The sequence below is a fragment of the Streptomyces sp. NPDC059906 genome (genome assembly GCF_042730645.1).
GTDB lineage: Bacteria > Actinomycetota > Actinomycetes > Streptomycetales > Streptomycetaceae > Streptomyces > Streptomyces rubrogriseus.
Genome location: NZ_JBHWKU010000043.1, coordinates 1 through 23,088 on the forward strand (window position 1 = coordinate 1; position 23,088 = coordinate 23,088).

18 protein-coding genes are annotated in these 23,088 nt (G+C 72.0%); 4 read left to right on the forward strand and 14 right to left on the reverse strand.

Annotation, left to right across the window (positions count from 1 at the left end):
- Window positions 1-68: 68 nt before the first annotated feature.
- The 5 genes from ffh to ACFV9J_RS36810 form a co-directional block, all read right to left on the reverse strand.
- Complete coding sequence (ffh, locus tag ACFV9J_RS36790; RefSeq protein ID WP_385362016.1) at window positions 69-1,619, reverse strand: signal recognition particle protein; 1,551 nt, start codon at window positions 1,617-1,619, stop codon at window positions 69-71.
- Between the two features lie 98 nt (window positions 1,620-1,717).
- Window positions 1,718-4,213, reverse strand: coding sequence for a [protein-PII] uridylyltransferase (locus ACFV9J_RS36795; RefSeq protein ID WP_385362018.1), 2,496 nt, complete (start codon window positions 4,211-4,213; stop codon window positions 1,718-1,720).
- A 49-nt stretch (window positions 4,214-4,262) separates the two neighbouring features.
- Entirely contained in the window at window positions 4,263-4,601 is a 339-nt protein-coding gene (locus ACFV9J_RS36800) for a P-II family nitrogen regulator (protein ID WP_003973409.1), read from the reverse strand.
- On the reverse strand, window positions 4,598-5,944 hold the full coding sequence (locus ACFV9J_RS36805; protein WP_385362020.1) for an ammonium transporter: 1,347 nt from the start codon (window positions 5,942-5,944) through the stop codon (window positions 4,598-4,600). The genes ACFV9J_RS36800 and ACFV9J_RS36805 overlap by 4 nt, the downstream gene beginning before the upstream one ends.
- Window positions 5,945-6,263: 319 nt before the next feature.
- Window positions 6,264-7,766 carry a hypothetical protein gene (locus ACFV9J_RS36810; protein WP_385362022.1) on the reverse strand — a complete coding sequence of 501 codons (1,503 nt, stop codon included), beginning with the start codon at window positions 7,764-7,766 and terminating at the stop codon, window positions 6,264-6,266.
- 446 nt (window positions 7,767-8,212) lie between these two features.
- Here ACFV9J_RS36810 and ACFV9J_RS36815 point away from each other — a divergent pair, with 446 nt between their 5' ends.
- Window positions 8,213-8,884 carry a bifunctional DNA primase/polymerase gene (locus ACFV9J_RS36815; RefSeq protein WP_385362024.1) on the forward strand — a complete coding sequence of 224 codons (672 nt, stop codon included), beginning with the start codon at window positions 8,213-8,215 and terminating at the stop codon, window positions 8,882-8,884.
- A 447-nt stretch (window positions 8,885-9,331) separates the two neighbouring features.
- Here ACFV9J_RS36815 and ftsY read toward each other — a convergent pair whose 3' ends face one another.
- Entirely contained in the window at window positions 9,332-10,540 is a 1,209-nt protein-coding gene (gene ftsY, locus ACFV9J_RS36820; protein WP_164278219.1) for a signal recognition particle-docking protein FtsY, read from the reverse strand.
- Window positions 10,541-10,724: 184 nt separating this feature from the next.
- On the opposite strand from ftsY, the gene ACFV9J_RS36825 reads away from it, so the two are divergent.
- Complete coding sequence (locus tag ACFV9J_RS36825; protein ID WP_385362027.1) at window positions 10,725-12,182, forward strand: cytosine permease; 1,458 nt, start codon at window positions 10,725-10,727, stop codon at window positions 12,180-12,182.
- Between the two features lie 123 nt (window positions 12,183-12,305).
- On the opposite strand, the gene ACFV9J_RS36830 is transcribed toward ACFV9J_RS36825, so the two are convergent.
- From ACFV9J_RS36830 to ACFV9J_RS36845, 4 genes are all read right to left on the reverse strand, one after another.
- Window positions 12,306-13,724, reverse strand: coding sequence for a sugar porter family MFS transporter (locus ACFV9J_RS36830; protein WP_385362029.1), 1,419 nt, complete (start codon window positions 13,722-13,724; stop codon window positions 12,306-12,308).
- 186 nt (window positions 13,725-13,910) lie between these two features.
- Window positions 13,911-17,471, reverse strand: a complete 3,561-nt coding sequence (gene smc, locus ACFV9J_RS36835; protein ID WP_385362031.1) for a chromosome segregation protein SMC — start codon at window positions 17,469-17,471, stop codon at window positions 13,911-13,913.
- A 249-nt stretch (window positions 17,472-17,720) separates the two neighbouring features.
- Window positions 17,721-17,933: a hypothetical protein gene (locus ACFV9J_RS36840; RefSeq protein ID WP_003973418.1), complete on the reverse strand. Its 213-nt coding sequence runs from the start codon at window positions 17,931-17,933 to the stop codon at window positions 17,721-17,723.
- Between the two features lie 379 nt (window positions 17,934-18,312).
- The gene (locus tag ACFV9J_RS36845) at window positions 18,313-18,594 is read right to left on the reverse strand and encodes an acylphosphatase (RefSeq protein WP_003973419.1); all 282 of its coding nucleotides are present in this window, start codon (window positions 18,592-18,594) and stop codon (window positions 18,313-18,315) included.
- A 189-nt stretch (window positions 18,595-18,783) separates the two neighbouring features.
- On the opposite strand from ACFV9J_RS36845, the gene ACFV9J_RS36850 reads away from it, so the two are divergent.
- Window positions 18,784-19,968 (forward strand): CAP domain-containing protein, encoded by a 1,185-nt coding sequence (locus ACFV9J_RS36850; protein ID WP_385362033.1) that lies wholly within the window; start codon window positions 18,784-18,786, stop codon window positions 19,966-19,968.
- A 94-nt stretch (window positions 19,969-20,062) separates the two neighbouring features.
- Window positions 20,063-20,467, forward strand: a complete 405-nt coding sequence (locus ACFV9J_RS36855; protein ID WP_385362035.1) for a winged helix-turn-helix transcriptional regulator — start codon at window positions 20,063-20,065, stop codon at window positions 20,465-20,467.
- Here the strand turns inward: ACFV9J_RS36855 and mutM are convergent.
- From mutM to ACFV9J_RS36875, 4 genes are all read right to left on the reverse strand, one after another.
- Window positions 20,457-21,317 carry a bifunctional DNA-formamidopyrimidine glycosylase/DNA-(apurinic or apyrimidinic site) lyase gene (gene mutM, locus ACFV9J_RS36860; RefSeq protein WP_385362037.1) on the reverse strand — a complete coding sequence of 287 codons (861 nt, stop codon included), beginning with the start codon at window positions 21,315-21,317 and terminating at the stop codon, window positions 20,457-20,459. The two genes, ACFV9J_RS36855 and mutM, sit on opposite strands and share 11 nt — an antisense overlap.
- A gap of 94 nt (window positions 21,318-21,411) precedes the next feature.
- Window positions 21,412-22,242, reverse strand: a complete 831-nt coding sequence (gene rnc / locus ACFV9J_RS36865; RefSeq protein ID WP_328562890.1) for a ribonuclease III — start codon at window positions 22,240-22,242, stop codon at window positions 21,412-21,414.
- A gap of 7 nt (window positions 22,243-22,249) precedes the next feature.
- Window positions 22,250-22,423 (reverse strand): 50S ribosomal protein L32, encoded by a 174-nt coding sequence (gene rpmF, locus ACFV9J_RS36870; RefSeq protein ID WP_006139588.1) that lies wholly within the window; start codon window positions 22,421-22,423, stop codon window positions 22,250-22,252.
- A gap of 2 nt (window positions 22,424-22,425) precedes the next feature.
- Complete coding sequence (locus ACFV9J_RS36875) at window positions 22,426-23,079, reverse strand: YceD family protein (protein WP_385362039.1); 654 nt, start codon at window positions 23,077-23,079, stop codon at window positions 22,426-22,428.
- Window positions 23,080-23,088 lie beyond the last annotated feature (9 nt).

A 23,088-nucleotide genomic window follows, 5' to 3' on the forward strand; every position in this document is an offset into this window, starting at 1 on the left:
TTGTAGGTCGCCGGGGCGCCCCCTGCGGCAGGAGGCGCCCCGGCGACGTACCGCACCCGAACGGGCGGTCAGCCCATGAACTTCTTGAACTCGTCCGGCAGCTCGAAGTCCTGCCCGCCCTGCTGCGGCAGCCCCAGCGCGCCCCCGTTCTGCGCGGCGGCGGCGCGGCGGGCGGCCTCCTCCTGCTCCTGCTGCTTGCGCTTCATCGGGTTGCCCGAGCGCTGCTTGCCCTTGGCCTTCTTCTGCTGCTTCTTCTGCCGCCCGGGGCCGCCACCCATGCCGGGCATCCCCGGCATCCCGGGCATGCCGCCGCCCTGGGCCATGCGGGACATCATCTTGCGGGCCTCGAAGAACCGCTCCACGAGCGACTTGACCGCACTCACGTCGACACCGGAGCCCTTGGCGATACGGGCCCGGCGCGAGCCGTTGATGATCGTCGGCTCCTGGCGCTCGCCCGGGGTCATCGACTTGATGATGGCGGCCGTGCGGTCGACGTCGCGCTCGTCGAGGTTGTTGATCTGGTCCTTCATCTGGCCCATGCCGGGCAGCATGCCGAGCAGCTTCGAGATGGAGCCCATCTTCCGGACCTGCTCCATCTGGGCCAGGAAGTCGTCCAGGGTGAAGTCCTGGCCCTTCTTGGACGCCAGCTTGGAGGCCATCTTCTCGGCCTCTTCCTGGCTGAACGTCTTCTCCGCCTGCTCGATCAGGGTGAGCAGGTCACCCATGTCGAGGATGCGGGAGGCCATCCGGTCCGGGTGGAAGGCGTCGAAGTCGTCGAGCTTCTCGCCGTTCGAGGCGAACATGATCGGCTTGCCGGTCACCGAGGCGATCGACAGGGCCGCACCACCGCGGGCGTCGCCGTCGAGCTTGGAGAGCACCACGCCGTCGAAGCCGACGCCGTCGCGGAAGGCCTCGGCGGTGTTGACCGCGTCCTGGCCGATCATCGCGTCGACGACGAAGAGGATCTCGTCCGGCGAGACCGCGTCGCGGATGTCCGCGGCCTGCTGCATCAGCTCCTGGTCGATGCCCAGGCGGCCGGCGGTGTCGACGATGACCAGGTCGTGGACCTTGGCCTTGGCGAACTCGATGGAGTCCTTGGCGACCTTGACCGGGTCGCCCACGCCGTTGCCCGGCTCGGGGGCGTAGACCGCGACACCGGCGCGCTCGGCGACGACACTCAGCTGGTTGACGGCGTTGGGGCGCTGGAGGTCACAGGCCACGAGCAGCGGGGAGTGGCCCTGCTCCTTGAGCCAGTGGCCGAGCTTGCCCGCGAGGGTGGTCTTACCGGCGCCCTGGAGACCGGCCAGCATGATCACGGTCGGCGGCTGCTTGGCGAAGCGCAGGCGGCGGGTCTCGCCGCCGAGGATGCCCACCAGTTCCTCATTGACGATCTTGAGGACCTGCTGGGCGGGGTTCAGCGCCTTGGAGACCTCGGCGCCGAGGGAGCGCTCCTTGACCTTCTTGATGAAGGCACGCACGACGGGGAGCGCCACGTCGGCCTCAAGCAGCGCGATGCGGATCTCGCGGGCCGTGGCGTCGATGTCCGCCTCGGACAGCCGCCCCTTGCCACGCAGGCTCTTGAAGGTCGCTGAGAGGCGGTCGGAGAGAGTATCGAACACGGCGGCGTAGGTCCTCGCGTCGGCGTTGGTGTGGGTCGCCCTCCAGGGTATCCGGCCCGGCAAGCAAAGTGTCCCTGCCCGCTGCAGAGAGCGGACGGTCACCCCCGCAGCGACTCCTCCAGCTCCCGGGCCACCGACGCCGCCTCGTCCCCGGGCAACGGCGCACCCTCGCCCCGCGTCACATAGAAGGCGTCCACCGCGTTCGCCCCCAGCGTCGACACGTGCGCGCTCCGTACCCGCACCCCCGCCGCCTCCAGTGCCCGCCCGAGCCGGAACAGCAGTCCCGGCGCGTCCTGGGCGCGGACCTCGATCACCGTGGCCAGCCGGGACGCGGCCGGGGCGACGGTGACGCGGGGCGGGGGCGGCTCCACGCCACGGCGCCGGGGGTGGGCGGCGTCCCGTTCGGCGAGCCGGGCGGCGATGTCCAGGGTGCCGTCCAGGGCCCTGACCAGGTCGGCACGGAGCCGGGCGGCCTGGGGCAGGGAGCCGTACTGGGCGGCGACCCGCCAGTCGAGGAGCAGGACGGAGCCCTCGACGCCGTCCGGCAGCGGCAGGGACCGCAGCTCGGCGGTGCGGACGGTCAGCCGGTGCAGGGCCAGCACCCCGGCCACCGCGGGAAGCACACCCGCCTGGTCGGGTACGGCGATCAGCAGCTCCACGCCGAGGGGCTCGGGACCGTCGGCCGACGAGGGAGAGGAGGGGGCCGGGGCGGAATCGGCGGGCGGCTCCGCCTGGGCCCGCAGCGCCAGTACCGGACCGCCGGTGCGGAAGGCCTCGACCGCGAGCCGCTCCTGTTCGGCGGTGGGGGCTGCGGTCTCGGCCTCGGGCGGCGGCTCCCCGGCCAGCACTCCGGCGACCCGTTTGACCAGGTCGCCGACGAGGGAGCCGCGCCAGGACGACCATGCGGCAGGACCGGTGGCCAGCGCGTCCGCCTCGGTCAGCGCGTGCAGCAGTTCCAGCGTGTGCTCGGTGCCGACCGCCTGCGCGACCGCGCGCACGGTGGCCGGGTCGTCTAGGTCGCGCCGGGTGGCGGTCTCCACGAGCAGGAGGTGGTGGCGTACGAGGGTGGCCAGGACGGCCGTGTCCGCGCCGTCGAAGCCGATGCGGGCGGCGACGTCCCGGGCGATGGTCTCGCCGGCCACGGAGTGGTCGCCGGGCCAGCCCTTGCCGATGTCGTGCAGCAGCGCGGCGACCAGCAGCAGGTCGGGGCGGTGCACCCGGCGGGTGAACCCGGCGGCGCGGACGGCGGTCTCGATCAGGTGCCGGTCCACGGTCCACAGGTGCACGGCGTTGCGCTGCGGGCGGCAGCGGACCCGCTCCCAGTCGGGCAGCAGCCGGGTGACCAGGCCCTCGGCCTCCAGCGCCTCCCAGACCTGCACCGTGGGCCGGCCGGAGCCCAGCAGGGTCACCAACTGCTCGCGTGCCTCGGCGGGCCAGGGCGCGGGCAGGGGGCGCGCGGTGGCCGCCAGGCGCCGTACGGCGTGCCGGGAGAGCGGGAGTCCGGCCTGCGCGGCGGCGGCCGCGGCGCGCAGCGGGAGTACGGGGTCGCGTTCGGGGCGCGCGGTGCGGGCGAGTACCACCTCGCCGTCCTGCTCCACGACGCCCTCGGCGAGCGGGGAGCGCTCGGCGACCGGTTTCCCGCCGTTCCTTCCGTTCCTTCCGTTCCTTGCGTTCATCATGGCGCGCAGCCGCGGCCGTACGGACCGCGAGCGGAGCACGCGGCCCACCTCGCGCCAGGTCACGTCGCCCGCGTAGGAGATGACGCGGGCCGCCTCGTACACCTGTCGCAGCAGCGCGTCGGCGTCCAGCAGGCCCAGTTCGGCCGCCACCTGGTCCTGTTCCTGCAGCGCCAGCCGGTCGGTCGCCCGGCCCGTCGCCAGGTGGAGGGCGTCGCGTACGTCGAGCAGCCGCCGCCGGGCCTCGGCGAGTCCCTCGCGCGGGGCGTCGGCGAGCCAGGAGGCGGCGACGGCACGCAGCGCGGTGGCGTCGCGCAGGCCGCCCCGGGCCTCCTTGAGGTCGGGTTCGAGCAGGAACCGCAGCTCGCCCTGGCGTTCGGCGCGCTCGGCGCACAGGTCGCGGAGTTCAGGGAGGCGCCCCGGGGCCTGGTTGCGCCAGTCGGCGAGGACGGCGGTGCGCAGGGAGGCGGTCAGGCCGAGGTCTCCGGCCAGGTGGCGGGCGTCCAGGAGACCGAGGTGGACCTTGAGGTCCTCGCCCGCCGTCTTCCGGGCCTGTTGCGGGGTGCGTACGGAGTGGTCGAGGTCGATGCCGAGGTCCCAGACCGGGTACCAGAGGCGGTCGGCGAGGGCGGCGACGGCCTTGTCGTCCCGGCCGTCGTGCAGCAGGAGCAGGTCAAGGTCGCTGCGCGGGGACAGCTCGCCGCGCCCGTAGCCGCCGACCGCGACGAGCGAGACCCCCGGGTGCCCCTCGGTGGCCGCGCCGAAGAGGCCCGCCAGCCAGCCGTCCGTCAGTTCGGCCAGCGCCCTGCGGCGCGGCGGCCCGGACCGCGCCCCCTCGGTGAGGAGGCGCAGCCGGGCCGCCGCGTAGCCGCCGGGTCCCGAGCCCTCTGCTTCGTCCGTCACGCCCGTACTCGTCACCCGGCGACTCCCGTTCCGTTGTCGTGCTTCGGAGCTGGCCCAGAGCTGCTCAGAGCGCGTCGGGTCCGCGCTCGCCGGTCCTGACCCGTACGGCCGTGTCGACCGGGACCGCCCAGACCTTGCCGTCGCCGATCTTGCCGGTGCGGGCCGCCTTGACGACGACGTCGATCAGCTGCTCGGCGTCGTCGTCCTCGACCAGGACCTCGATGCGGATCTTGGGCACCAGGTCGACGGTGTACTCGGCACCCCGGTAGACCTCGGTGTGTCCGCGCTGGCGGCCGTAGCCGCTGGCCTCGGTGACGGTCAGGCCGTGGACCCCGAAGGCCTGGAGGGCCTCCTTGATCTCGTCGAGCCGGTGCGGCTTGACGACGGCGGTGATGAGCTTCATGCGTCCACCTTCTTGCTCGGGGCCGACGCGGCCGTGGAGGCGGCCGGCGTGGCGGTCGTCCGGGCGGCACCGCCGCCGGCGCCGCTGAAGTCGTATGCGGTCTCGGCGTGCTCGGCCTGGTCGATGCCGGCCACCTCGACGTCCTCGGACACCCGCATGCCGATCGTCTTGTCCAGCAGGAAGGCGAGGACCGCGGAGACGACCAGGGAGTAGGCGAGGACGCCGAAGACGCCCGCGCACTGCTTCCAGAACTGGTCGAGGCCGCCGCCGTAGAAGAGGCCCTCGACGTCGGACTGGCCCTTGCCGCTGGCGAAGAAGCCGATGAGCAGCGAGCCGAGGATGCCGCCGACGAGGTGGACGCCGACCACGTCGAGGGAGTCGTCGTAGCCGAACCGGTACTTCAGGCCGACGGCCATGGCGCACACCACACCGGCGATGAGGCCGACGGCGATCGCGCCGAGCGGGGAGACGGCGCCGCCGGCCGGGGTGATGGCGACCAGGCCGGAGACGGCGCCGGAGGCCGCGCCCAGGGTGGTGAAGGCGCCGTGCCGGATCTTCTCGTAGGCGAGCCAGCCGAGGATCGCGGCGCCGGTGGCGACCTGGGTGTTGACGAACATCAGCGCGCCGACGCCGTCGTCGTTGCCGAGCCACGACCCGGCGTTGAAGCCGAACCAGCCGAACCAGAGCAGACCGGCGCCGAGCATGACCAGCGGGAGGCTGTGCGGGCGCATCGGGTCCTTCTTGAAGCCGACCCGCTTGCCGATGACGAGGATCACGCCGAGCGCGGCGGCACCGGCGTTGATGTGCACGGCCGTACCGCCGGCGAAGTCGATGACGCCCAGTTCGAAGGCCCAGCCGCCCGCGCCCCACACCCAGTGGGCGACGGGGAAGTAGACGATCGTGGCCCACAGGGCGATGAAGAGTGCCCAGGCCGTGAACTTCACCCGGTCCGCGAGGGCGCCGCTGATCAGGGCGGGGGTGAGGACGGCGAACATCAGCTGGAAGACCAGGAAGACGAAGACGGGGATGGTGTAGCCGTCCCACAGCTCGGTCAGCCCGATGTTGCTCAGGCCCACCCAGTCGGAGTTCCAGCCGACGACGCTGCCGGAGTCGGTGCCGAACGCCATGGAGAAGCCGTACAGCACCCACAGGACGGTGACGATGCCGAGGCTGATGAAGCTCATCATCAGCATGTTCAGGGTGCTCTTGACGCGGACCATGCCTCCGTAGAAGAAGGCCAGGGCCGGGGTCATGAGCATCACCAGGGCGGAGCAGATGAGCATGAAGCCCGTGTTGGCGGCAGAGAGCTCCGTCTCTGCGGCGAGCGTGATGGCTGGAGCCATCGGCGTCTCCTCGTCGTTGGTACGGCCCCGTGGGGGCGAAGCCTGGCGGGCGGGCGGTGAGGGGTGGGCCGGTTATGCGCCACGACATTGACGCAGCGCGGTTTCGGTGGAAGCCCCTCGTTGTTTCGCCGCCGTGACGAAGGCACGGTGCGTGTTACGCGTGGGTGAACGGCCGGGTGCGGGCCGGTGCGGTCGCCGTCGTGGCGGGGCGGTCCGCGCCGGGGCACAAGCCGGCCGCGGCGGCCTCCGAATGACCTGGCATGGGGGAGCCGAGTCGGGCAGTTCGGGAGGGCCGGCCGCGGCCGGGGCTGGTGGGGGTTCAGACCGCTTCGGCGGTCTCCGGCAGCTCGACGGCGAGCCGTTCCGTGAGGTCGACGACCTCACCGAGGTCGCCGAAATCGCGTACGGCCGTGTCGACGGTCTTGCGGATGCGGGTGTTGACGCGTTCGGAGCGGACCTTCTTGGCGATGCCCATGGCCTCCATGGCCAGGACGGTGCTCTCCGCGGGTTCGCGGCGCAGCAGGTGCACGGTGGCCATGCCGATCAGGTTCAGCGCGTAGGAGCGCTGGTGCTCCTCGTCCTTGGCGAACAGGTCCACGGCCTTGCGCATCAGGGGGTCGGCGAGGGAGGCGTAGGCGGGGCTGCGGCCGGCCACGTAGGCGAGGTCGCGGAAGGAGTGGCTGTTCTCCCCGTACAGCTCGGCCTCGGAGAAGAAGCGGATCCAGTCGGGGTCCGGCTCGTCCCACTCGTCGGCCTCGGCGAAGATGTCCTCCGCCATGCGCACCGCGCGCTTGGTGCGGCCGGGCTGGCCCATGTTGGCGTAGGCGCGGGCCTCCATCGCGTACAGCATCGACTGGGTGCGGGGGCTGGCGCAGTCCCGGCTGCCGTACTGGGCGAGGTGGATCAGCTCCAGGGCGTCGTCGGGCCGGCCGAGGTGGATCATCTGGCGGCTCATGCTGGAGAGGACGTACGAGCCGAGCGGCCGGTCCCCGGCCTCCTTGGCGGCGTGCAGGGCGAGCACGAAGTACTTCTGGGCGGTGGGCTGGAGCCCCACGTCGTACGACATCCAGCCGGCCAGCTCGGCCAGCTCGGCGGCGACCTTGAAGAGCTTGGCGCGGGTGGTCCCGGTCTGGGGTTCCTGGAGCAGGTCGGTGACCTCGTGCAGCTGGCCGACCACGGCCTTGCGGCGCAGACCGCCGCCGCACTGGGCGTCCCAGCGGCGGAACATCACGGCCGTGGACTCCAGCAGGTCGAGCTCCGGCCTGGACAGGCGGCCGCGCGCGCGGGCGGCGGGTGCCGCGGGCTCGGGTCCGGCCGCCTGCGGGGTGGCGGAGGGCGTGGGGACCAGCCAGCGCTGCATGGGTTCGATGAGGGACGGGCCCGCGGAGAGGGCCAGCGAGCTCCCGAGGAAGCCGCGCCGCGCCAGCATGAGGTCGCTGCGCGAGAACTCGCTGAGCAGGGCCACGGTCTGCGGGCCCGTCCAGGGGAGGTCGACGCCGGTCGCGGAGGGCGTGGGGCGGGTGGAACGCAGGCCCAGGTCCTCGACGGAGACGACGACGCCGAACCGCTCGGAGAACAGCTCGGACAGGATCCGCGGGATCGGCTCGCGCGGGTTCTCCCCGTCGAGCCAGCGGCGCACGCGTGAGGTGTCGGTGGAGATGTGGTTGGCGCCCAGCTGGCGGGCCCGGCGGTTGACCTGGCGGGCCAGCTCGCCCTTGGACCAGCCGCTGCGGGCGAACCAGGAGGTGAGCAGCTCGTTCGGGCGCTTGTCGGCGTGCGACGCGCTCCCCGCGCTCGCACCGCTTCCGCCGTTGCCACTCACTGGAACGCCCCCATCCCTGAGACCACCTGTCGCCGAGTGCGCCAAGCCCTATCAGAATGCCGGTGGTTACGGCCCTCCGTCCGGCGGTTGGCACCCTTCGAACGGAAAGCCGGGTTGCCTCCGGCATACCCACAAGTGCATGTGCCCCAAGGCTCCATGCACACAAAGTAGTCCTACGATCACTCGTCCAGCCATGGCGATTGCGGAATCGCCACCATTCGCCACCCCTTCGAATGAACTCGCGATGACCGGGACGCGATTCACTTGACATAGGCCAACCGGCAGTCGGTGCAACGGTGCACACCGGGGCGTGCACCGTCGGACGCACCACCCCGGAGTGCTTCCGGACGCTGTCTGAACCGCGTCGGACTGGGGATTTGGAAGCAGAGAGTCACGTTTCACGTCCGCTGCGTAACCGCCGCTGCGTCGGACCCGTTGGAGGGGGCATGGGCTTCACGATCGGCATCGGCAGCAGTCGGGGCATGCGCGAGATCCGGTCCGGCGCGCGTCGCCGCGGCCGCGCCTCGGAGTGCACCGTCGTGGCCGAGTTCACCGGGCTGTGGGGCTGGGACGTGGTGCCGGGCGCCCGGACCGCCCAGGGCGCCTGCTCGTGCGGCCTGCCCGACTGTCCGGCGCCGGGCGCGCACCCCCTGGACTTCGCGCCTCGGGTGCCCGCCGGGGCGACCCTGGACGAGGCGAGCGAGGCCTGGGCCCGGTTCCCCGGGGCCGCGGTGATGCTGGCGGTCGGGCGGACGTTCGACGTGATCGAGGTGGCCGAGCCCGCCGGGCTGCGGGCGCTGGCCCGGCTGGAGCGCATGGGCGTCCCGCTCGGGCCGGTCTCGGCGACCCCGCAGGGCCGCGCCCAGTTCTTCGTCGCTCCGGGCGCCGCGGCCGAGCTGCCCCGGCTGCTGTACCGGATGGGCTGGGACGACCCGTCCGCCCTCGACCTGCGCGGCCTCGGCCCCGGTACGTACCTCACGGCCCCGCCCTCGGACTGCGGCGGCCGGGGCCCGGTGCGCTGGCTGCGGCCCCCGGCCCTCGACTCGGCCACGAAGCCCCCGGCGGCCCGGCTGCTCCTGGGCACGCTGGCGTACGTGGCCCACCGGTCGCGGAGGTAACACCAACCGCCCGGCACGTCGGCGCCAGCACGCCCGCACACACCGCACGCCGCACGCCCGCACGCCGCACGCCCGCACGCCGGTAGGCCCGCACGCCGCTAGGCCCAGCACGTCCAGCACGCCGTTAGGCCCGCACGCCGCTAGGCCCAGCACGCCGGTAGGCCCGCATGCCCGTCCGCCGAAACACACCCGGCCCCGTCCCGTCCGGGAGCGGCCACCGCCACCCCTGCTCACGCCTGCGGGCCGAGCAGCGTCGCGCGCGTCCTGGTGCCCGCCACTCGGCGGACACGGGCGCCGGCACCAGCCACCGCGCCTCGCACCACCCAAGCCGCCGTCACACCCACCCCGCGGCGCCATGCCCCCGCGGCACAGCGAAGCGCCCGGCTCCCGGCAGGGGAGGCGGGCGCTTCTCGCCCGGGTGCGGGCGCGGGGCGCCGGCAGTCGGCGTCACTCGCCGATGAGGGCGTCCACGAAGGCCGCGGGCTCGAACGGCGCCAGGTCGTCCGCGCCCTCTCCGAGTCCGATCAGCTTGACCGGCACGCCCAGCTCGCGCTGGACGGCGACCACGATGCCGCCCTTGGCCGTGCCGTCCAGCTTGGTCAGCACGATGCCGGTGATGTTCACGACCTCGGCGAAGACCCGGGCCTGGATCAGACCGTTCTGGCCGGTGGTGGCGTCGAGCACGAGCAGCACCTCGTCCAGCGGCGCGTGCTTCTCCACGACGCGCTTGACCTTGCCCAGCTCGTCCATGAGGCCGGTCTTGGTGTGCAGGCGGCCGGCGGTGTCGATGAGCACGACGTCCGAGCCCATCTCCTTGCCCTCCTTGACCGCGTCGAAGGCGACGGAGGCGGGGTCGCCGCCCTCGGGCCCGCGCACGGTGTGGGCGCCGACCCGCTCGCCCCAGGTCTGGAGCTGGTCCGCGGCGGCGGCGCGGAAGGTGTCGGCGGCGCCGAGCACGACGCTGCGGCCGTCGGCCACCAGGACGCGGGCGAGCTTGCCCGTGGTGGTGGTCTTGCCGGTGCCGTTCACACCGACGACCATCACGATGCCGGGCTTGCTCGTGGCCGGCTCGGTCTTGACCTCGCGGTCCATGTCGGGGCCGACCAGGGTGATCAGCTCCTCGCGCAGCAGGGTGCGCAGCTCCTCGGGCGTGCGGGTGCCGAGCACCTTCACCCGTTCACGGAGCCGCTCGACCAGTTCCTGGGTGGGCTGCACGCCGACGTCGGCGGTGAGGAGCGTGTCCTCGATCTCCTCCCAGGTGTCGTCGTCGAGGTGCTCCCGGGACAGCAGGGTCAGCAGGCCCTTGCCGAGGGCGTTCTGCGAGCGGGAGAGGCGGGCACGGAGCCGGACCAGTCGGCCGGCGGTGGGCTCGGGAACCTCGATCTGCGGGATCTCGAGCTCTTCGACGACGGGCGGCTCCTCGACGGTGGCGGTGCCGCCGTCCGGGAGGTCGACCTCCTCTATCGTCCGGCGCGTTTCGTCGCGCGGCGTCTCGGCCTCGTCGCCGACGTGCGGCTCGGCCGGAGGGGCGGTGATGTCGGGCGCGGCGGGGGGCGGCTCGGGCAGCTGCTTCTTGCGGCGGCTGCCGACGACCAGCCCGCCGAGCGCGCCGATCACGACCACGGCGATGACTACAGCAAGGATGACGATTTCCATAACGGGACCAGTATGCGTGACCCCCGGCACGGCCCCCCGCTATCGGCCGCTTGTGGTTTCCGCCAAAGGACAAAGGCCCCTGGAAGGAGCGAGTCGGAGCAAAGTACGATGGAGAAGGCCGCGTCAACGCGCGTAGAGTCCCGACCGCCCCCTCTTCCCCACGATCGAGGCACGGACCCCCCACATGAGCAAGACCGCCGAGAACGAAGGCGCCCTGGAGACCCGTGGCATCGAGCAGGTGCCCGACCACGAGCGCACCGCCCGGACCCGCGAGCTGTTCCCGACCTGGGTCGGCGCCAACATCAGCGTGCTGCTGCTCACGATGGGCGCGAGCCTCGTCGTGGCGTACCGGCTCAACTTCTGGCAGGCCCTGGTCGTCGCGGGTGCCGCGCCGGTCGTGTCGTACGGCCTGGTCGGGCTGATCGGCATCGCCGGCAAGCGGGGCGGCGCTCCCGGGATGGCACTGTCCCGTGCGGTGTTCGGGCAGCGGGGCAATCTGCTGCCCGGCTCGCTGATCTGGGTCGCCCGCTGGGGCTGGGAGACGATCAACGCGGTGACCGGTGCCTATGCACTGCTCACGGTCCTGGACATCGTGTTCGGCATCCGCGCCAACAGCGTGCTGGACATGGTGACGCTGCTCGCCTTCGTGGTGGCGACGTTCGCGATCTCGGGGCTCGGCATCAACGCCGTGCAGAAGTGCAACAAGTACGCGGCGTACCTCTTCGGCGCCTTCTCGGTGCTGGTCCTCGGCTATCTGGTGGTCGACACCGACTGGTCCGCGGTGTTCGACCGGTCCGCCGGTTCGGTGGCCGCGATGATCACGGGTGTGGGTCTGATCGCGGCGGGCGGCGTCAGCTGGATCCCGTCCGCGCCGGACTTCACCCGGTACCTGCCGCGCACGGCGTCCTCGAAGGGGATCGTCGGGGTCACGGTCGGCGGTGCGGGCATCGTCGTACTGCCGATGGTGCTGATGGGCGCGGTCATGGCGGTCTCCACGCCGGATCTGGCCTCGGCCGCCGACCCGGTCTCCTTCCTGGGCGAGATCCTGCCGACCTGGATCGCGGTGCCGTACCTGCTGATCGCGCTGATCGGCATGCTGCTGATCAACTCGATGTCGATGTACTCGGCCGGGTTCACCGCGCAGACCCTGGGCTTCAAGGTCCCGCGGCACTGGGCGGTCTCGGTCAACGCCGTGATCTCGCTGGTCTTCGGCGGCGTGCTGATGCTTGTGGCGACCAGCTTCATGGGGTCCTTCATCGCGTTCCTGTCGCTGCTCGCGGTCGCCTTCTCCGCCTGGGTCGGCGTGTTCGGCGCGGACATGCTGCGCGGCCGGGAGTACGACGGCGAGGCCCTGGCCGACACCGGCCGCACCAGCGCCTACTGGTACCGCGGCGGCTTCTCCCCCGCGGCGGTCGTCGCCTGGGCGGTGGGCCTGGCCGCCGGTCTGATGTTCACCACGTCCGACTGGTTCACCGGTCCGCTCGCCACGAACAACTTCGTCGGCGAGTACGGGCTGGGCTGGGTGGCCACGGTCGTGATCTCCGCCCTGCTGTACGCGGTGCTGCCGAAGCCGGCGCTGGTCGTCCCGGGAGCGCGCGCGGAGCGGGCCGGGCAGCCCGGGGCCGAGACCGTGGCCGTCTGACGTTCAACGAGCCGCAGCACACCGCCGCCCCGCCCGGAAGTGACCGGGCGGGGCGGCGGACGGTACGGGGAGAGGGGCAGCGGGGACTTGGCCCTCCTCCCCGGGCTCGGGGTGGGGCGGGGGTCAGCCCATCTCCTCCAGGGCCTTGCCCTTGGTCTCCTTCACGAACTTGAGCACGAAGGGGATGGAGAGGGCGGCGAAGATCGTGTAGATCACGTAGGTGCCGGAGAGGTTCCAGTCGGCCAGTGACGGGAAGCTCGCGGTGATGGCCCAGTTGGCGATCCACTGTGCGGAGGCGGCCACGCCCAGGGCGGCGGCACGGATCCGGTTGGGGAACATCTCGCCGAGGAAGACCCAGACGACCACACCCCACGACAGGGCGAAGAAGAGGACGAAGAGGTGGGCGGCGATCAGGGCGACCCAGCCCTGGGTGGCCGGGAGCTTGCCGTCGACCAGGTCGAAGGAGAAGGCCCAGGCCTCCAGCGCCAGCCCGATCACCATGCCGACGGAGCCGATCAGGGCGAGCGGCTTGCGGCCGATGCGGTCCACGAAGATCATCGCGATCACGGTGCCGACGATGTTGATGATCGACGTCGTGAACGAGTAGAAGAACGAGTCGGCGGGGTTGACGCCGACCGACTGCCACAGCGTCGAGGAGTAGTAGAACGCGACGTTGATGCCGACGAACTGCTGGAAGACCGACAGGCCGATACCGATCCAGACGATCGGCTTGAAGAAGAAGCTGCCGCCGAGGAGGTCCTTGAAGGAGGACTTCTCCTCGCTGTGCATGGCGTGCTCGATCTCGGTGACGCGGGCGTCGAAGTCCACGTCCTTGCCCTCGACCTCTTCGAGGATCTTCTTGGCGCGCTCGCGCTTGCCGACGGAGATCAGGAAGCGGGGGGACTCGGGGATGGCGAAGGACAGCAGGCCGTACAGGACGGCCGGGATCACCATGACGCCGAGCATGACCTGCCAGGCCTCCAGGCCCATCAGCTCGCCGCGCTGGTCACCGCCGGCGGCGTTCAGCAGACCCCAGTTGACCAGCTGCGACACGGCGATGCCGATGACGATCGCGGCCTGCTGGAAGGAGCCGAGCCGGCCGCGGTAGGCGGGCGGGGAGACCTCGGCGATGTAGGCGGGGCCGATCACCGAGGCCATGCCGATGGCGAAGCCGCCGATGACGCGCCACATGGCGAGGTCCCACAGCGCGAAGGGCAGTGCGGAGCCGACGGCGCTGACGGTGAAGAGGACCGCGGCGATCTGCATGCAGCGGATACGGCCGATGCGGTCGGCGATGCGGCCCGCGGTCGCGGCGCCGATGGCGCAGCCGATCAGAGCCACGGCGATGACCTGGGCCAGTACCGCGGAGCCGACGTCGTAGCGGTCCCGGATGGCCTCGACGGCGCCGTTGATCACGGAACTGTCGTAGCCGAACAGGAAGCCGCCCATCGCGGCCGCCGCCGCGATGAAGATGACGTGCCCGAGATGATCGGGGTGAGCCGTCCCGGCTCCTGGACTGGGTGCCTGCGATGTGCTGGCCACGTGTACTCCTCGGGCTACCGGCAACGCTGCCGGGGCGGTTCACTCTTCGAGGCACCGACGAAGGAACCTGAAGGTAAAAGCAACGTTGCAGAGAATATGCCTTCAAGTATCGAAGTCAATAGGGCGAGAGCTGTGAGTTCAAGGGAACCGAAGCGGTTATGTGTTCAAGTCTTGAAGAATGAGTCCTCAGGACTGACGCAGCCGCTGGCTGATGACCTTCGACACACCGTCGCCCTGCATCGACACGCCGTAGAGCGCGTCGGCGACCTCCATCGTGCGCTTCTGGTGCGTGATGACGATCAGCTGCGAGGCCTCCTGCAACTCCTGCATGATCCGGATCAGCCGTTGCAGATTGGTGTCGTCGAGCGCCGCCTCGACCTCGTCCATCACGTAGAACGGGCTCGGCCTGGCCTTGAAGATCGACACCAGCATCGCCACCGCGGTCAGCGAGCGCTCCCCGCCGGAGAGCAGCGACAGCCGCTTGACCTTCTTGCCGGGGGGCCGGGCCTCGACGTCCACGCCGGTGGTAAGCATGTTGTCGGGGTCGGTCAGGATCAGCCGCCCCTCACCGCCCGGGAACAGCCTGCTGAAGACGCCCTCGAACTCCCGGGCGGTGTCCCGGAAGGCCTCGGTGAAGACCTGCTCGACGCGCTCGTCGACCTCCTTGACGACCTGGAGCAGGTCGGCGCGGGTCTTCTTCAGGTCCTCCAGCTGCTCGCTGAGGAACTGGTGCCGTTCCTCCAGCGCCGCGAACTCCTCCAGCGCCAGCGGGTTGACCTTGCCGAGCTGCTGGTAGGCGCGCTCGGCGGCCTTCAGCCGTTTCTCCTGCTCGGCGCGGACGAAGGGGCGCGGGCGGTTGCGCGGGTGCTCCGGGTCTTCCGGGAGCACCTCGCCGTCGGCGGGGGGCGAGGGCGGCACCTCTTGATGGGGGCCGTACTCGGCCGCGAGCCCCGCCGGTTCCACACCGAGTTCCTCCAGCGCCTTGGTCTCCAGCTGCTCGATGCGCAGCCGCTTCTCGGCGCCGAGTACCTCGCCCCGGTGAACTGAATCCGTCAACTTGTCCAGCTCCGCCTTGAGGTCGCGCCCGGCGGTGCGCGCGGCGGTCAGTTCCTGCTCGCGCCGGGCCTTGGCGGCTTCGGCGAGGGTGCGTTCCTCGTCGGCGCGGGTCAGCGAGACCTCCACGTGGGCGAGCAGCTGCCGGGCGCCGGCGGCGACCGCCTCGGCGACGGCCGCCTCGTGCCGCAGCCTGGCCCGCCGCTGTTCGGCACGCGCGCGTGCCTCGCGTTCGGCGCGGGCGGCCCGGTCCAGGGAGTCGGCGCGTCCGGCCAGTCCCTTGACCCGCTCCTCGTGGGTACGGACCTGGAGACGGGCCTCCATCTCGGTCTGCCGGGCGTTGGCACCGTCGGCGGCCAGCCGGTCGCGGGCGGCGGTGTCGGGCTCCTCCTCCCCGGGCATCTCCTCGGCCACGGCCAGCCGCTCCGCCAGTTCCTCGACCTCCATGAGCGCCTTGTCCAGCGCCTCCTGCGCCCGGGCGGCCGCGGCGGCGGACCGTTCCGCCTCCCCGGCGGCGCCCCGCGCCTGACCCGCGAGCCGCCCCAGCCGCTGGGCGACGGACGACTTCTCCCGGTCGGCCGCCCGGCGCCGCTCCCCCAGCTCCTCGACGAGCGCGGCGCACTCCCGCCGTCGCCCCACGGCTGCTTCCTGCTCCCCCGCCAGCTCCTCGCACCGCACGCCCAGCTCCGCCAGCTCGGCGGCGGCCTGGTCCACGGACGCCTGCACCTCCAGGAGGCTGGGCGCCCCGGCGGAACCGCCCTGCGCGAAGTGGGCGCCCAGCAGGTCCCCGTCGGCGGTGACGGCGGTCAGCGCGGGGCGGGCGTAGACGAGGTCCTCGGCGTCCTCCAGGGTGGCGACCACGACGATCCCGCGCAGCAGCCGCCGTACGGCGGGCATCAGGTCGGCGGGCCCGCGGACCAGGTCGGCGGCGTGCGGCGGTCCGTCGCCGCGCGCCTCGTGCGGTACGTCGTCGGGGGCGCCGGCGAGCAGCAGGGCGGCCCGGCCCGCGTCCTGCTTGCGCAGCAGGCGGATCGCGTCGGCGGCGGCCGCCGGGGAGGTCACCGCGAGGGCGTCGGCGGCGGCGCCGAAGGCGATGGCCAGGGCGGCCTCGTGGCCCGGCGTCACGGTGAGGAGTCCGGCGGCGGGACCGAGCAGTCCGGTGAGGCGGTCCTTGGCGGCGAGCAGCGCTCCGGTGCCGTCCTTGCGGCGCAGGCCCAGGGCGAGTGCCTCGTGCCGGGCCTGCGTGGCGGCGCGCCCGCGTTCCGCCGCGGTGGCCGCCTCACGCGCGGCGCCGAGCGCGGCCTCCGCCTCGGTCAGCGCCCGCCTGGCGGCGTCGTGCCGCTCGGCGAGTTCCTGGTCGCCGGCGTCGAGCCCGTCGACCTCGGCCTGGAGCGTCTCGTACTCCTCCTGCGCCGCGGCCGCGCGTTGTCCGGACTCGTCCCGCGCCTGGGCCAGCCGCTCGATCTCGGCCTGGGCGGCGGCGGCACGGGAGCGGGCGGCGCCGACCCGGCCGCCGAGCCGGGCGAGGTTCTCGCGGCGGTCGGCGATGGCGCGGGCGGCGTCCTTGAGGCGGCGTTCCTCCATGGCCAGTTCGCGTTCGAGGTCGGCGCGGTGGGCGGCCGTGTCCTCCAGGGCGTGTTCGGCCGCCTCCAGGGCCGCTTCGAGTTCGGCCTCCTGTTCGCGGACGCGGGCGGCCTCGCGCTCCAGTTCCTCCGGGTCGCGGCCGCGGCGTTCCTCGGGCGGCGCGGAGGTGGCGCTCTTCACGCGCGCGTCGGCCAGCGAGATGGTGCCGCGCACCCGTTCGGCGAGCTGGGACAGCTCGTACCAGGTCTGCTGGGCGCGCTGGAGGCGCGGGGTGAGCCGGCGCACCTCGTCCTCCAGGTCCGCCTCTCGGCGCAGCGCCTTGCCCAGCTCCCGCTCGGCGGCCTCCTTGCGCTCCTTGAGCGCGGCCTCGTCGGCGACCTCGGCCTGGAGTGCCTCGCGCATCCGTACGAGGTCGTCGGCGAGGAGCCGGAGCCGGGCGTCCCGGAGGTCGGCCTGGATGACGGCGGCCCTGCGGGCGACGGCGGCCTGCCGGCCGAGGGGCTTGAGCTGGCGCCGCAGCTCGTCGGTGAGGTCCTGCACGCGCGCGAGGTTGGCCTGCATCGCGTCCAGTTTCCGGAGCGCCTTCTCCTTGCGCTTGCGGTGCTTGAGGACGCCGGCGGCCTCCTCGATGAAGGCCCGGCGGCCCATCGGATCGGCGTGCAGGACGGAGTCGAGCTGGCCCTGGCCGACGATGACGTGCATCTCGCGGCCGATGCCGGAGTCGGAGAGCAGCTCCTGGATGTCGAGGAGGCGGCAGGTGTCGCCGTTGATCTGGTACTCGCTGCCGCCGTTGCGGAACATGATCCGCGTGATGGTGACCTCGGCGTACTCGATGGGCAGGGCCCCGTCGGAGTTGTCGATGGTCAGCGACACCTCGGCCCGGCCGAGCGGCGGGCGGCCGGTGGTGCCGGCGAAGATGACGTCCTCCATCTTGCCGCCGCGCAGCGACTTGGCGCCCTGTTCGCCCATGACCCAGCTGAGCGCGTCGACGACGTTGGACTTTCCCGAGCCGTTCGGGCCGACGACACAGGTGATGCCGGGCTCGAACCGGAGCGTGGTCGCCGAGGCGAACGACTTGAACCCGCGCAGGGTCAGGGCCTTCAGGTGCACGCCGTCGGACTCTACCTTTCGGGTCTGTCTCACTCCACGAACCGGTGAACCGACGCGGTTTCACCGGTGAACGTGCAGGGCACATCAGACGTTGAAGAGGGTGAAAGGTTGCGCGGGGACGGACACACGGCGGGCGAGACGGGGGGAAAGAAAGAAGGGACGCCGAAGCGTCCCTTGCAGACTCTGGCATCTGAGCGGTGGTACGGGCGGGCCCGATCACTGCCGTGCCGTGGTGGAGCGATGCAGTGATCAGGTGAGCGCAGGCTCCGCCTGGTGTGCGTCAACGCTCTCCATGCTCTCCATGATCCTGTCGTGAGAAGCGGCAGCCGCCAGCGCGTCGTTCTCCGCCTGGATTCGTCCGAGCTCGGATTCCAGGTCCTGGACGCGCTGCTGGAGCCGTCGCATCTCGGCGAGGAGTCGAGGGTCGGAGCCGCCGACGTAACCGAGAAGCGCCTTTGCCATGATGGATGGTCCTCCACAATGAGTGACCGACCGAAGCGGTGTGGGTCGTGAGGGAATCGCACCCGCGGTGCTTGGCACTTTGGAGTTCTTGCTGCCGTTCAACCATGCCAAACAGCTAAGGTGCGCGGGGCTTTCAGCGTCTCACCAAAAAGTTTGACGGTCAACACGATCACGCCCCGTATCGGCGGGCGCCCGGGGGCATGCGGCCGGCGAACGGCGACGCCGCGACTCCTGCGGGCCCCTCGGGGCATGGCGGTCATTTCGCGTGCGGAGCCTCCCACGAGCGGCCGCCCTTGGCAACCACCTGCCCGTTTTCGCCCCGGCCACCCCTGCGGGGAGGGCCTCATCCGGTGCCCGCGGGCCCTCGCGCGGAGGGCCGTCAGCGGATGGCGAAGCCTTCGTACCCTCCGCGGGGTGTGTCCCAGATCTCGGTGACTCCGTCCACGCGTCCGGGCGTGTCGTCACCGCGCAGCCACTCGAGCAGTCCCTCGCAGCGCTCGCGCGGGCCCTCCGCGACGACCTGCACGCGGCCGTCGCCCAAATTGAGAGCAAAACCACTCATCCCGCCGAGTTCCAGTGCCCTGGCCCGCGTGAACCAGCGGAATCCCACGCCCTGGACCTGTCCGCGCACCCACGCGACCAGTCGTACATCCTCGCTCATGACTGCAACCTAACCAGTCAATGTCTCGCGGGACACTTCACCCCCTGGCGCCATGCGGTACCGTCCCGACCCAATGAATCTCACTTGAAACTCACTCGATCGTGTGAGTTTCGTGTTGATCGTGAGCACAGTCGACCGCGAGGGCACGCCCAGCGCGAGGACCAGGACGAGGACGAGGAAGGCCAGGACATGGGACGCCACCGACGCTCCGCCGCCGGCCGCGCCGCGGAGGGCCACCAGCCGGACGGTACGGCGGGACGGCGCCGCGATCCGCTCGCTCCGGACGCGGACGAGGCCCCCACGATGGGCATCGCTCCCTATCTGAACCCCGAGGCGTACGCCGAGGTCCGCGCCAGGAGCGACGCCTACCTCTTCGCCGACGCCCCGGACGGCGAGGGCCCGCAGGCCGGCCGCACCGTCGCCTTCCCCCGTGACGGATACACGCCCGCCGACGGCTCGCAGCCCGGCGGAGGACGCCGTCGCCGCCGCAAGAAGGCGGCCACCCCGGTCCGCACCGGCCTGCTCGGTGTCTCCGCCGCGGTCGCCATCGGCACGGTGGCGGTGGCCACGGGCGTGGTGCCCGGCCTCGACAACTACCGGATCGGCGGCGGCAGCGGCGGGGGCGACCGGGTGCAGGCCCAGGACACCCCGACCAACAGCCCGTCCCAGCAGGGCGGCACCTCGGGCAGCGCCGACACCGGCCGGGGCGACGACGCGGCCACGAGCCGCGGCACCGACCGCTCCCCCTCGTCCGCCCAGTCCCCGACGAAGGAGGAGTCCGCCAAGGACTCCCCGTCCTCCTCCCCGTCCACCTCGCCGTCCTCGGCCTCCCCCTCCGCCTCGGCACCGGCCTCGAAGCCCGCCGCCCCGGCCGGGACACCGTCGAAGACCAAGAAGCCGAAGACGCCTCCCAGCGCCAAGCCGAAGCCGGCCACTCCCTCGCGCCCGGCCACCAAGGAGCCCGCCAGGCCCAGCGCGCCCGCCGCGGTCTCCGAGGAGGCCGTCGCCCAGGCGCAGGTGCTCAAGCTGGTCAACGACGAACGGGCCAAGGCCGGCTGCAGCCCCGTGGCCGCGAACAGCGCGCTGCGCGAACTGGCCGAGGACTTCAGCCGGGCCATGGCGACCCAGGGCTTCTTCGACCACACCGACCCCAGCGGCGCCACCCCCTGGGACCGGGCGTCGGCAGCGGGCATATCCGGCCTCGGCGGCGAGAACATAGCCCGCGGCCAGGCCGACGCCCAGGCCGTGATGGACGCCTGGATGAACAGCCCCGACCACCGGGCCAACATCCTGAACTGCGACTTCCAGACCCTGGGAGTCGGCGTCCACTTCGGCTCCGGCGGCCCCTGGTGGACCCAGGACTTCGGCTACTGACCGTCCCCGGCGGCGCTCCCCCGGCACTGCTCCCGCGCTCTCTCCCGCTCAGCGCGGTCCGCGGGGCGGCGCTGTGCTCGCGTACGCTGGGGGTATGTCGACCACGCAGGAGCGCACGGCGGAGCAGGATCTGCCGTTTGACGTGTTCTCCCGGGCCTGTCCCTCGCGCGGCACCCTGGAGCACGTCACGGGACGCTGGGGCGCGCTGACGCTCGGCGCCCTGTACGAGGGGTCCTTCCGGTTCAACGAGCTGCGGCGCCGGGTGGACGGTGTCAGCGAGAAGATGCTGGCCCAGACCCTGCACGCGCTGGAGCGCGACGGACTGGTGCACCGCGAGGCCCAGCCGACCAACCCGCCCCGGGTGGACTACGAACTCACGGCGCTGGGCCACGAGGTGGCCGGGCGGCTGCTCGCGCTCATCGAGTGCGTCGAGGGGCGGATGGACGAGGTGCTGGCCTCTCGCGCGCGGTACGACGAGCAGCGGATGCCTACGGCGTGACCCGTGGCGGGCGCTGGCACTTCGGGCAGAAGTAGCTGGAGCGGTTCATCCACGGCCGGCGGCGCACAGGTGTGGCGCAGCGGCGGCAGGGCAGGCCCTCGCGGCCGTACGCGTCGAGCGAGCGGTCGAAGTAGCCGGACTCGCCGTTGATGTTGACGTAGAGGCTGTCGAAGCTGGTGCCGCCGACGGCGAGGGCGGCGTTCATCACGTCCCTGACGTGGCCGAGCAGGTCGGTGGTGCGGGGGCGGGTGAGGGTCGCCGTGGGGCGTTCGTAGTGCAGGCGGGCGCGCCAGAGGGCCTCGTCCGCGTAGATGTTGCCGACGCCGCTGATCAGGGACTGGTCGAGCAGGGCCCGTTTGATCGTGGTGCGCTTGCGGCGCAGGGCGTGGTGGAACGCCTCGTCGTCGAAGAGGGGGTCCAGCGGGTCGCGGGCGATGTGCGCGATGACGTCGGGCAGTCCGTCGGCGGACGTGTCGTGCAGGGAGAGGCCGCCGAAGGTGCGCTGGTCGACGAAGCGGAGTTCAGTGCCGAGGGCGTCGGCGAAGCGGACCCGGATGCGCAGGTGCTTCTCGGCGGGTGTCTCGTGCGGCTGGACCAGGAGCTGGCCGCTCATGCCGAGGTGGGCGAGGACGGCCTGGTCGGTGTCCTCCAGGGGCAGCCACAGGTACTTGCCGCGGCGGCTGGGCGTGCCGATGCGGTGGTCTTTCAGGCGCTGGGCGAAGTCGTCGGGGCCCGCGACGTGCCGGCGTACCGCACGCGGGTGCAGTACCTCGGCGTCGGCGACGGTCCGGTGGGCGACCCAGCGTTCCAGGCCGCGCCGTACGACCTCTACCTCGGGCAACTCGGGCATGGCTTCCCCTCGGATGGACCGGGCTGGTGGACGGAGCCGAGCCGAACGCCCGCCCCGGAGACGGGGCGGGCGTTCGGACCGTGCGACGGGTGGGTCAGGCGGAGGCGGACGCCTCGTCGGGGTCCGCGTCGACGGCGTCGGCCGTCGCCTTGGCGCGCTCGTCCGCCGCGGCCCGGATGGACCGCCACGCGGATTCCGCGGCCTGCTGCTCCGCCTCCTTCTTGCTGCGGCCGGTGCCGGTGCCGTACGAGACGCCTCCGACGCGGGCGGCAGCAGTGAAGGTCTTCTCGTGGTCCGGGCCGGTCTCCGTGACCAGGTACTCGGGGACGCCGAGCCCTTCGGTCGCGGTGAGTTCCTGGAGGCTGGTCTTCCAGTCCAGGCCGGCACCGAGGTTCGAGGACTTCTCGATCAGCGGGTCGAACAGGCGGTGCACCAGTTCGGAGGCCGCGTCGAGGCCCTGGTCGAGATAGACCGCGCCGATCACCGCTTCGAGGGTGTCGGCGAGGATGGACGCCTTGTCCCGGCCGCCCGTGCCCTCTTCACCGCGGCCGAGCCGGATGAAGGAGCCGAGTTCGAGCCCGCGGCCCACCTGAGCCAGCGCACGCGAGTTGACCACCGCGGCCCGCAACTTGGCCAGCTGGCCTTCGGGCAGGTCGGGGTGGGTGCGGTACAGCGTGTCCGTGACGACGAGGCCGAGCACGGAGTCCCCGAGGAACTCCAGCCGCTCGTTCGTCGGCAGACCGCCGTTCTCGTACGCGTAGGAACGGTGGGTCAGTGCACGCACCAGAAGGGCGGACTCGAGCTGATAGCCGAGCCGCCCTTCCAGAAGCGTGTGGGACGAGGCCTGGGTGTCCGCCTTCTTCTTGGCGGGTGGGTCCGCCTTGGCGTCTTCCGCCTTCTTGGGGACTGACACAGTGCCTCTCACCAGCCGCTCAGACCTCGAGGACCTGGCGCTTGTTGTAAGTGCCGCAAGCCGGGCACGCGATGTGCTGCAGCTTGGGCTCGTGGCAGCGCTCGCACGCAACCAGGGTGGGGACCGCAGCCTTCCACTGCGACCGGCGGTGGCGCGTGTTGCTGCGCGACATCTTCCGCTTCGGAACAGCCACGGCTACTTCTCCTGCTTCTCGGCGGCGTCCGCGGAATCTGGCCCGTCGCCGCTCATCTCGTCCTTCTCGCCGTCTCCGAGTGAACCGGCGAGTCCCTGCAATGCCGCCCAACGAACGTCGACGGCGTCATGGTGGTGGTCCGGGTCGTCCGACAGGCGTACTCCGCACTCGGAGCACAGACCCTGGCAGTCTTCCCGGCACACCGGCTGCATCGGCAGTGCGAGCACCACCGCGTCGCGCAGCACGGCTTCGAGGCCGATCAGTCCGTCCTCGACGAAGAACCTGTCCTCGTCGTCCTCGGCGTCGTCGCCCGGTTCCGCCACGGGGCGGCCACGGTCGTCGGCGTCAGGGTACGAGAACAGCTCCTGGAAGTCCGCTTCGAGCTGCTGCTCCAGCGGCTCCAGACACCTTACGCACTCCCCCTCGGCCCTGGCACGGGCGGTGCCTGTGACGAGCACCCCTTCCATGACCGACTCGAGCCGGAGATCGAGCTCCACCGGGGCGCCTTCCGGCACTCCGATGACTCCCTGGAGACCGAAGTCCTTGGGAGCGTCGACCGTGCGGGTCAGGCGCTGGAGCGCACCGGGCCGCCGTCCCAGCTCGTGCGTGTCGAACACGAGGGGGTCGCGGTGGTCGAGGCGCGCGTTCAGAACCATTCCTGCTTT

What these genes read in the sequence shown, in the direction of transcription:
- ACFV9J_RS36800 (WP_003973409.1), bottom strand. Translation starts at nt 4,601, where the DNA reads ATGAAGCTCATCACCGCCGTCGTCAAGCCGCACCGGCTCGACGAGATC.
- ACFV9J_RS36805 (WP_385362020.1), bottom strand. Translation starts at nt 5,944, where the DNA reads ATGGCTCCAGCCATCACGCTCGCCGCAGAGACGGAGCTCTCTGCCGCC.
- ACFV9J_RS36815 (WP_385362024.1), top strand. Translation starts at nt 8,213, where the DNA reads ATGGGCTTCACGATCGGCATCGGCAGCAGTCGGGGCATGCGCGAGATC.
- ftsY (WP_164278219.1), bottom strand. Translation starts at nt 10,540, where the DNA reads ATGGAAATCGTCATCCTTGCTGTAGTCATCGCCGTGGTCGTGATCGGC.
- ACFV9J_RS36825 (WP_385362027.1), top strand. Translation starts at nt 10,725, where the DNA reads ATGAGCAAGACCGCCGAGAACGAAGGCGCCCTGGAGACCCGTGGCATC.
- ACFV9J_RS36840 (WP_003973418.1), bottom strand. Translation starts at nt 17,933, where the DNA reads ATGGCAAAGGCGCTTCTCGGTTACGTCGGCGGCTCCGACCCTCGACTC.
- ACFV9J_RS36845 (WP_003973419.1), bottom strand. Translation starts at nt 18,594, where the DNA reads ATGAGCGAGGATGTACGACTGGTCGCGTGGGTGCGCGGACAGGTCCAG.
- ACFV9J_RS36850 (WP_385362033.1), top strand. Translation starts at nt 18,784, where the DNA reads ATGGGACGCCACCGACGCTCCGCCGCCGGCCGCGCCGCGGAGGGCCAC.
- ACFV9J_RS36855 (WP_385362035.1), top strand. Translation starts at nt 20,063, where the DNA reads ATGTCGACCACGCAGGAGCGCACGGCGGAGCAGGATCTGCCGTTTGAC.
- mutM (WP_385362037.1), bottom strand. Translation starts at nt 21,317, where the DNA reads ATGCCCGAGTTGCCCGAGGTAGAGGTCGTACGGCGCGGCCTGGAACGC.
- ACFV9J_RS36875 (WP_385362039.1), bottom strand. Translation starts at nt 23,079, where the DNA reads ATGGTTCTGAACGCGCGCCTCGACCACCGCGACCCCCTCGTGTTCGAC.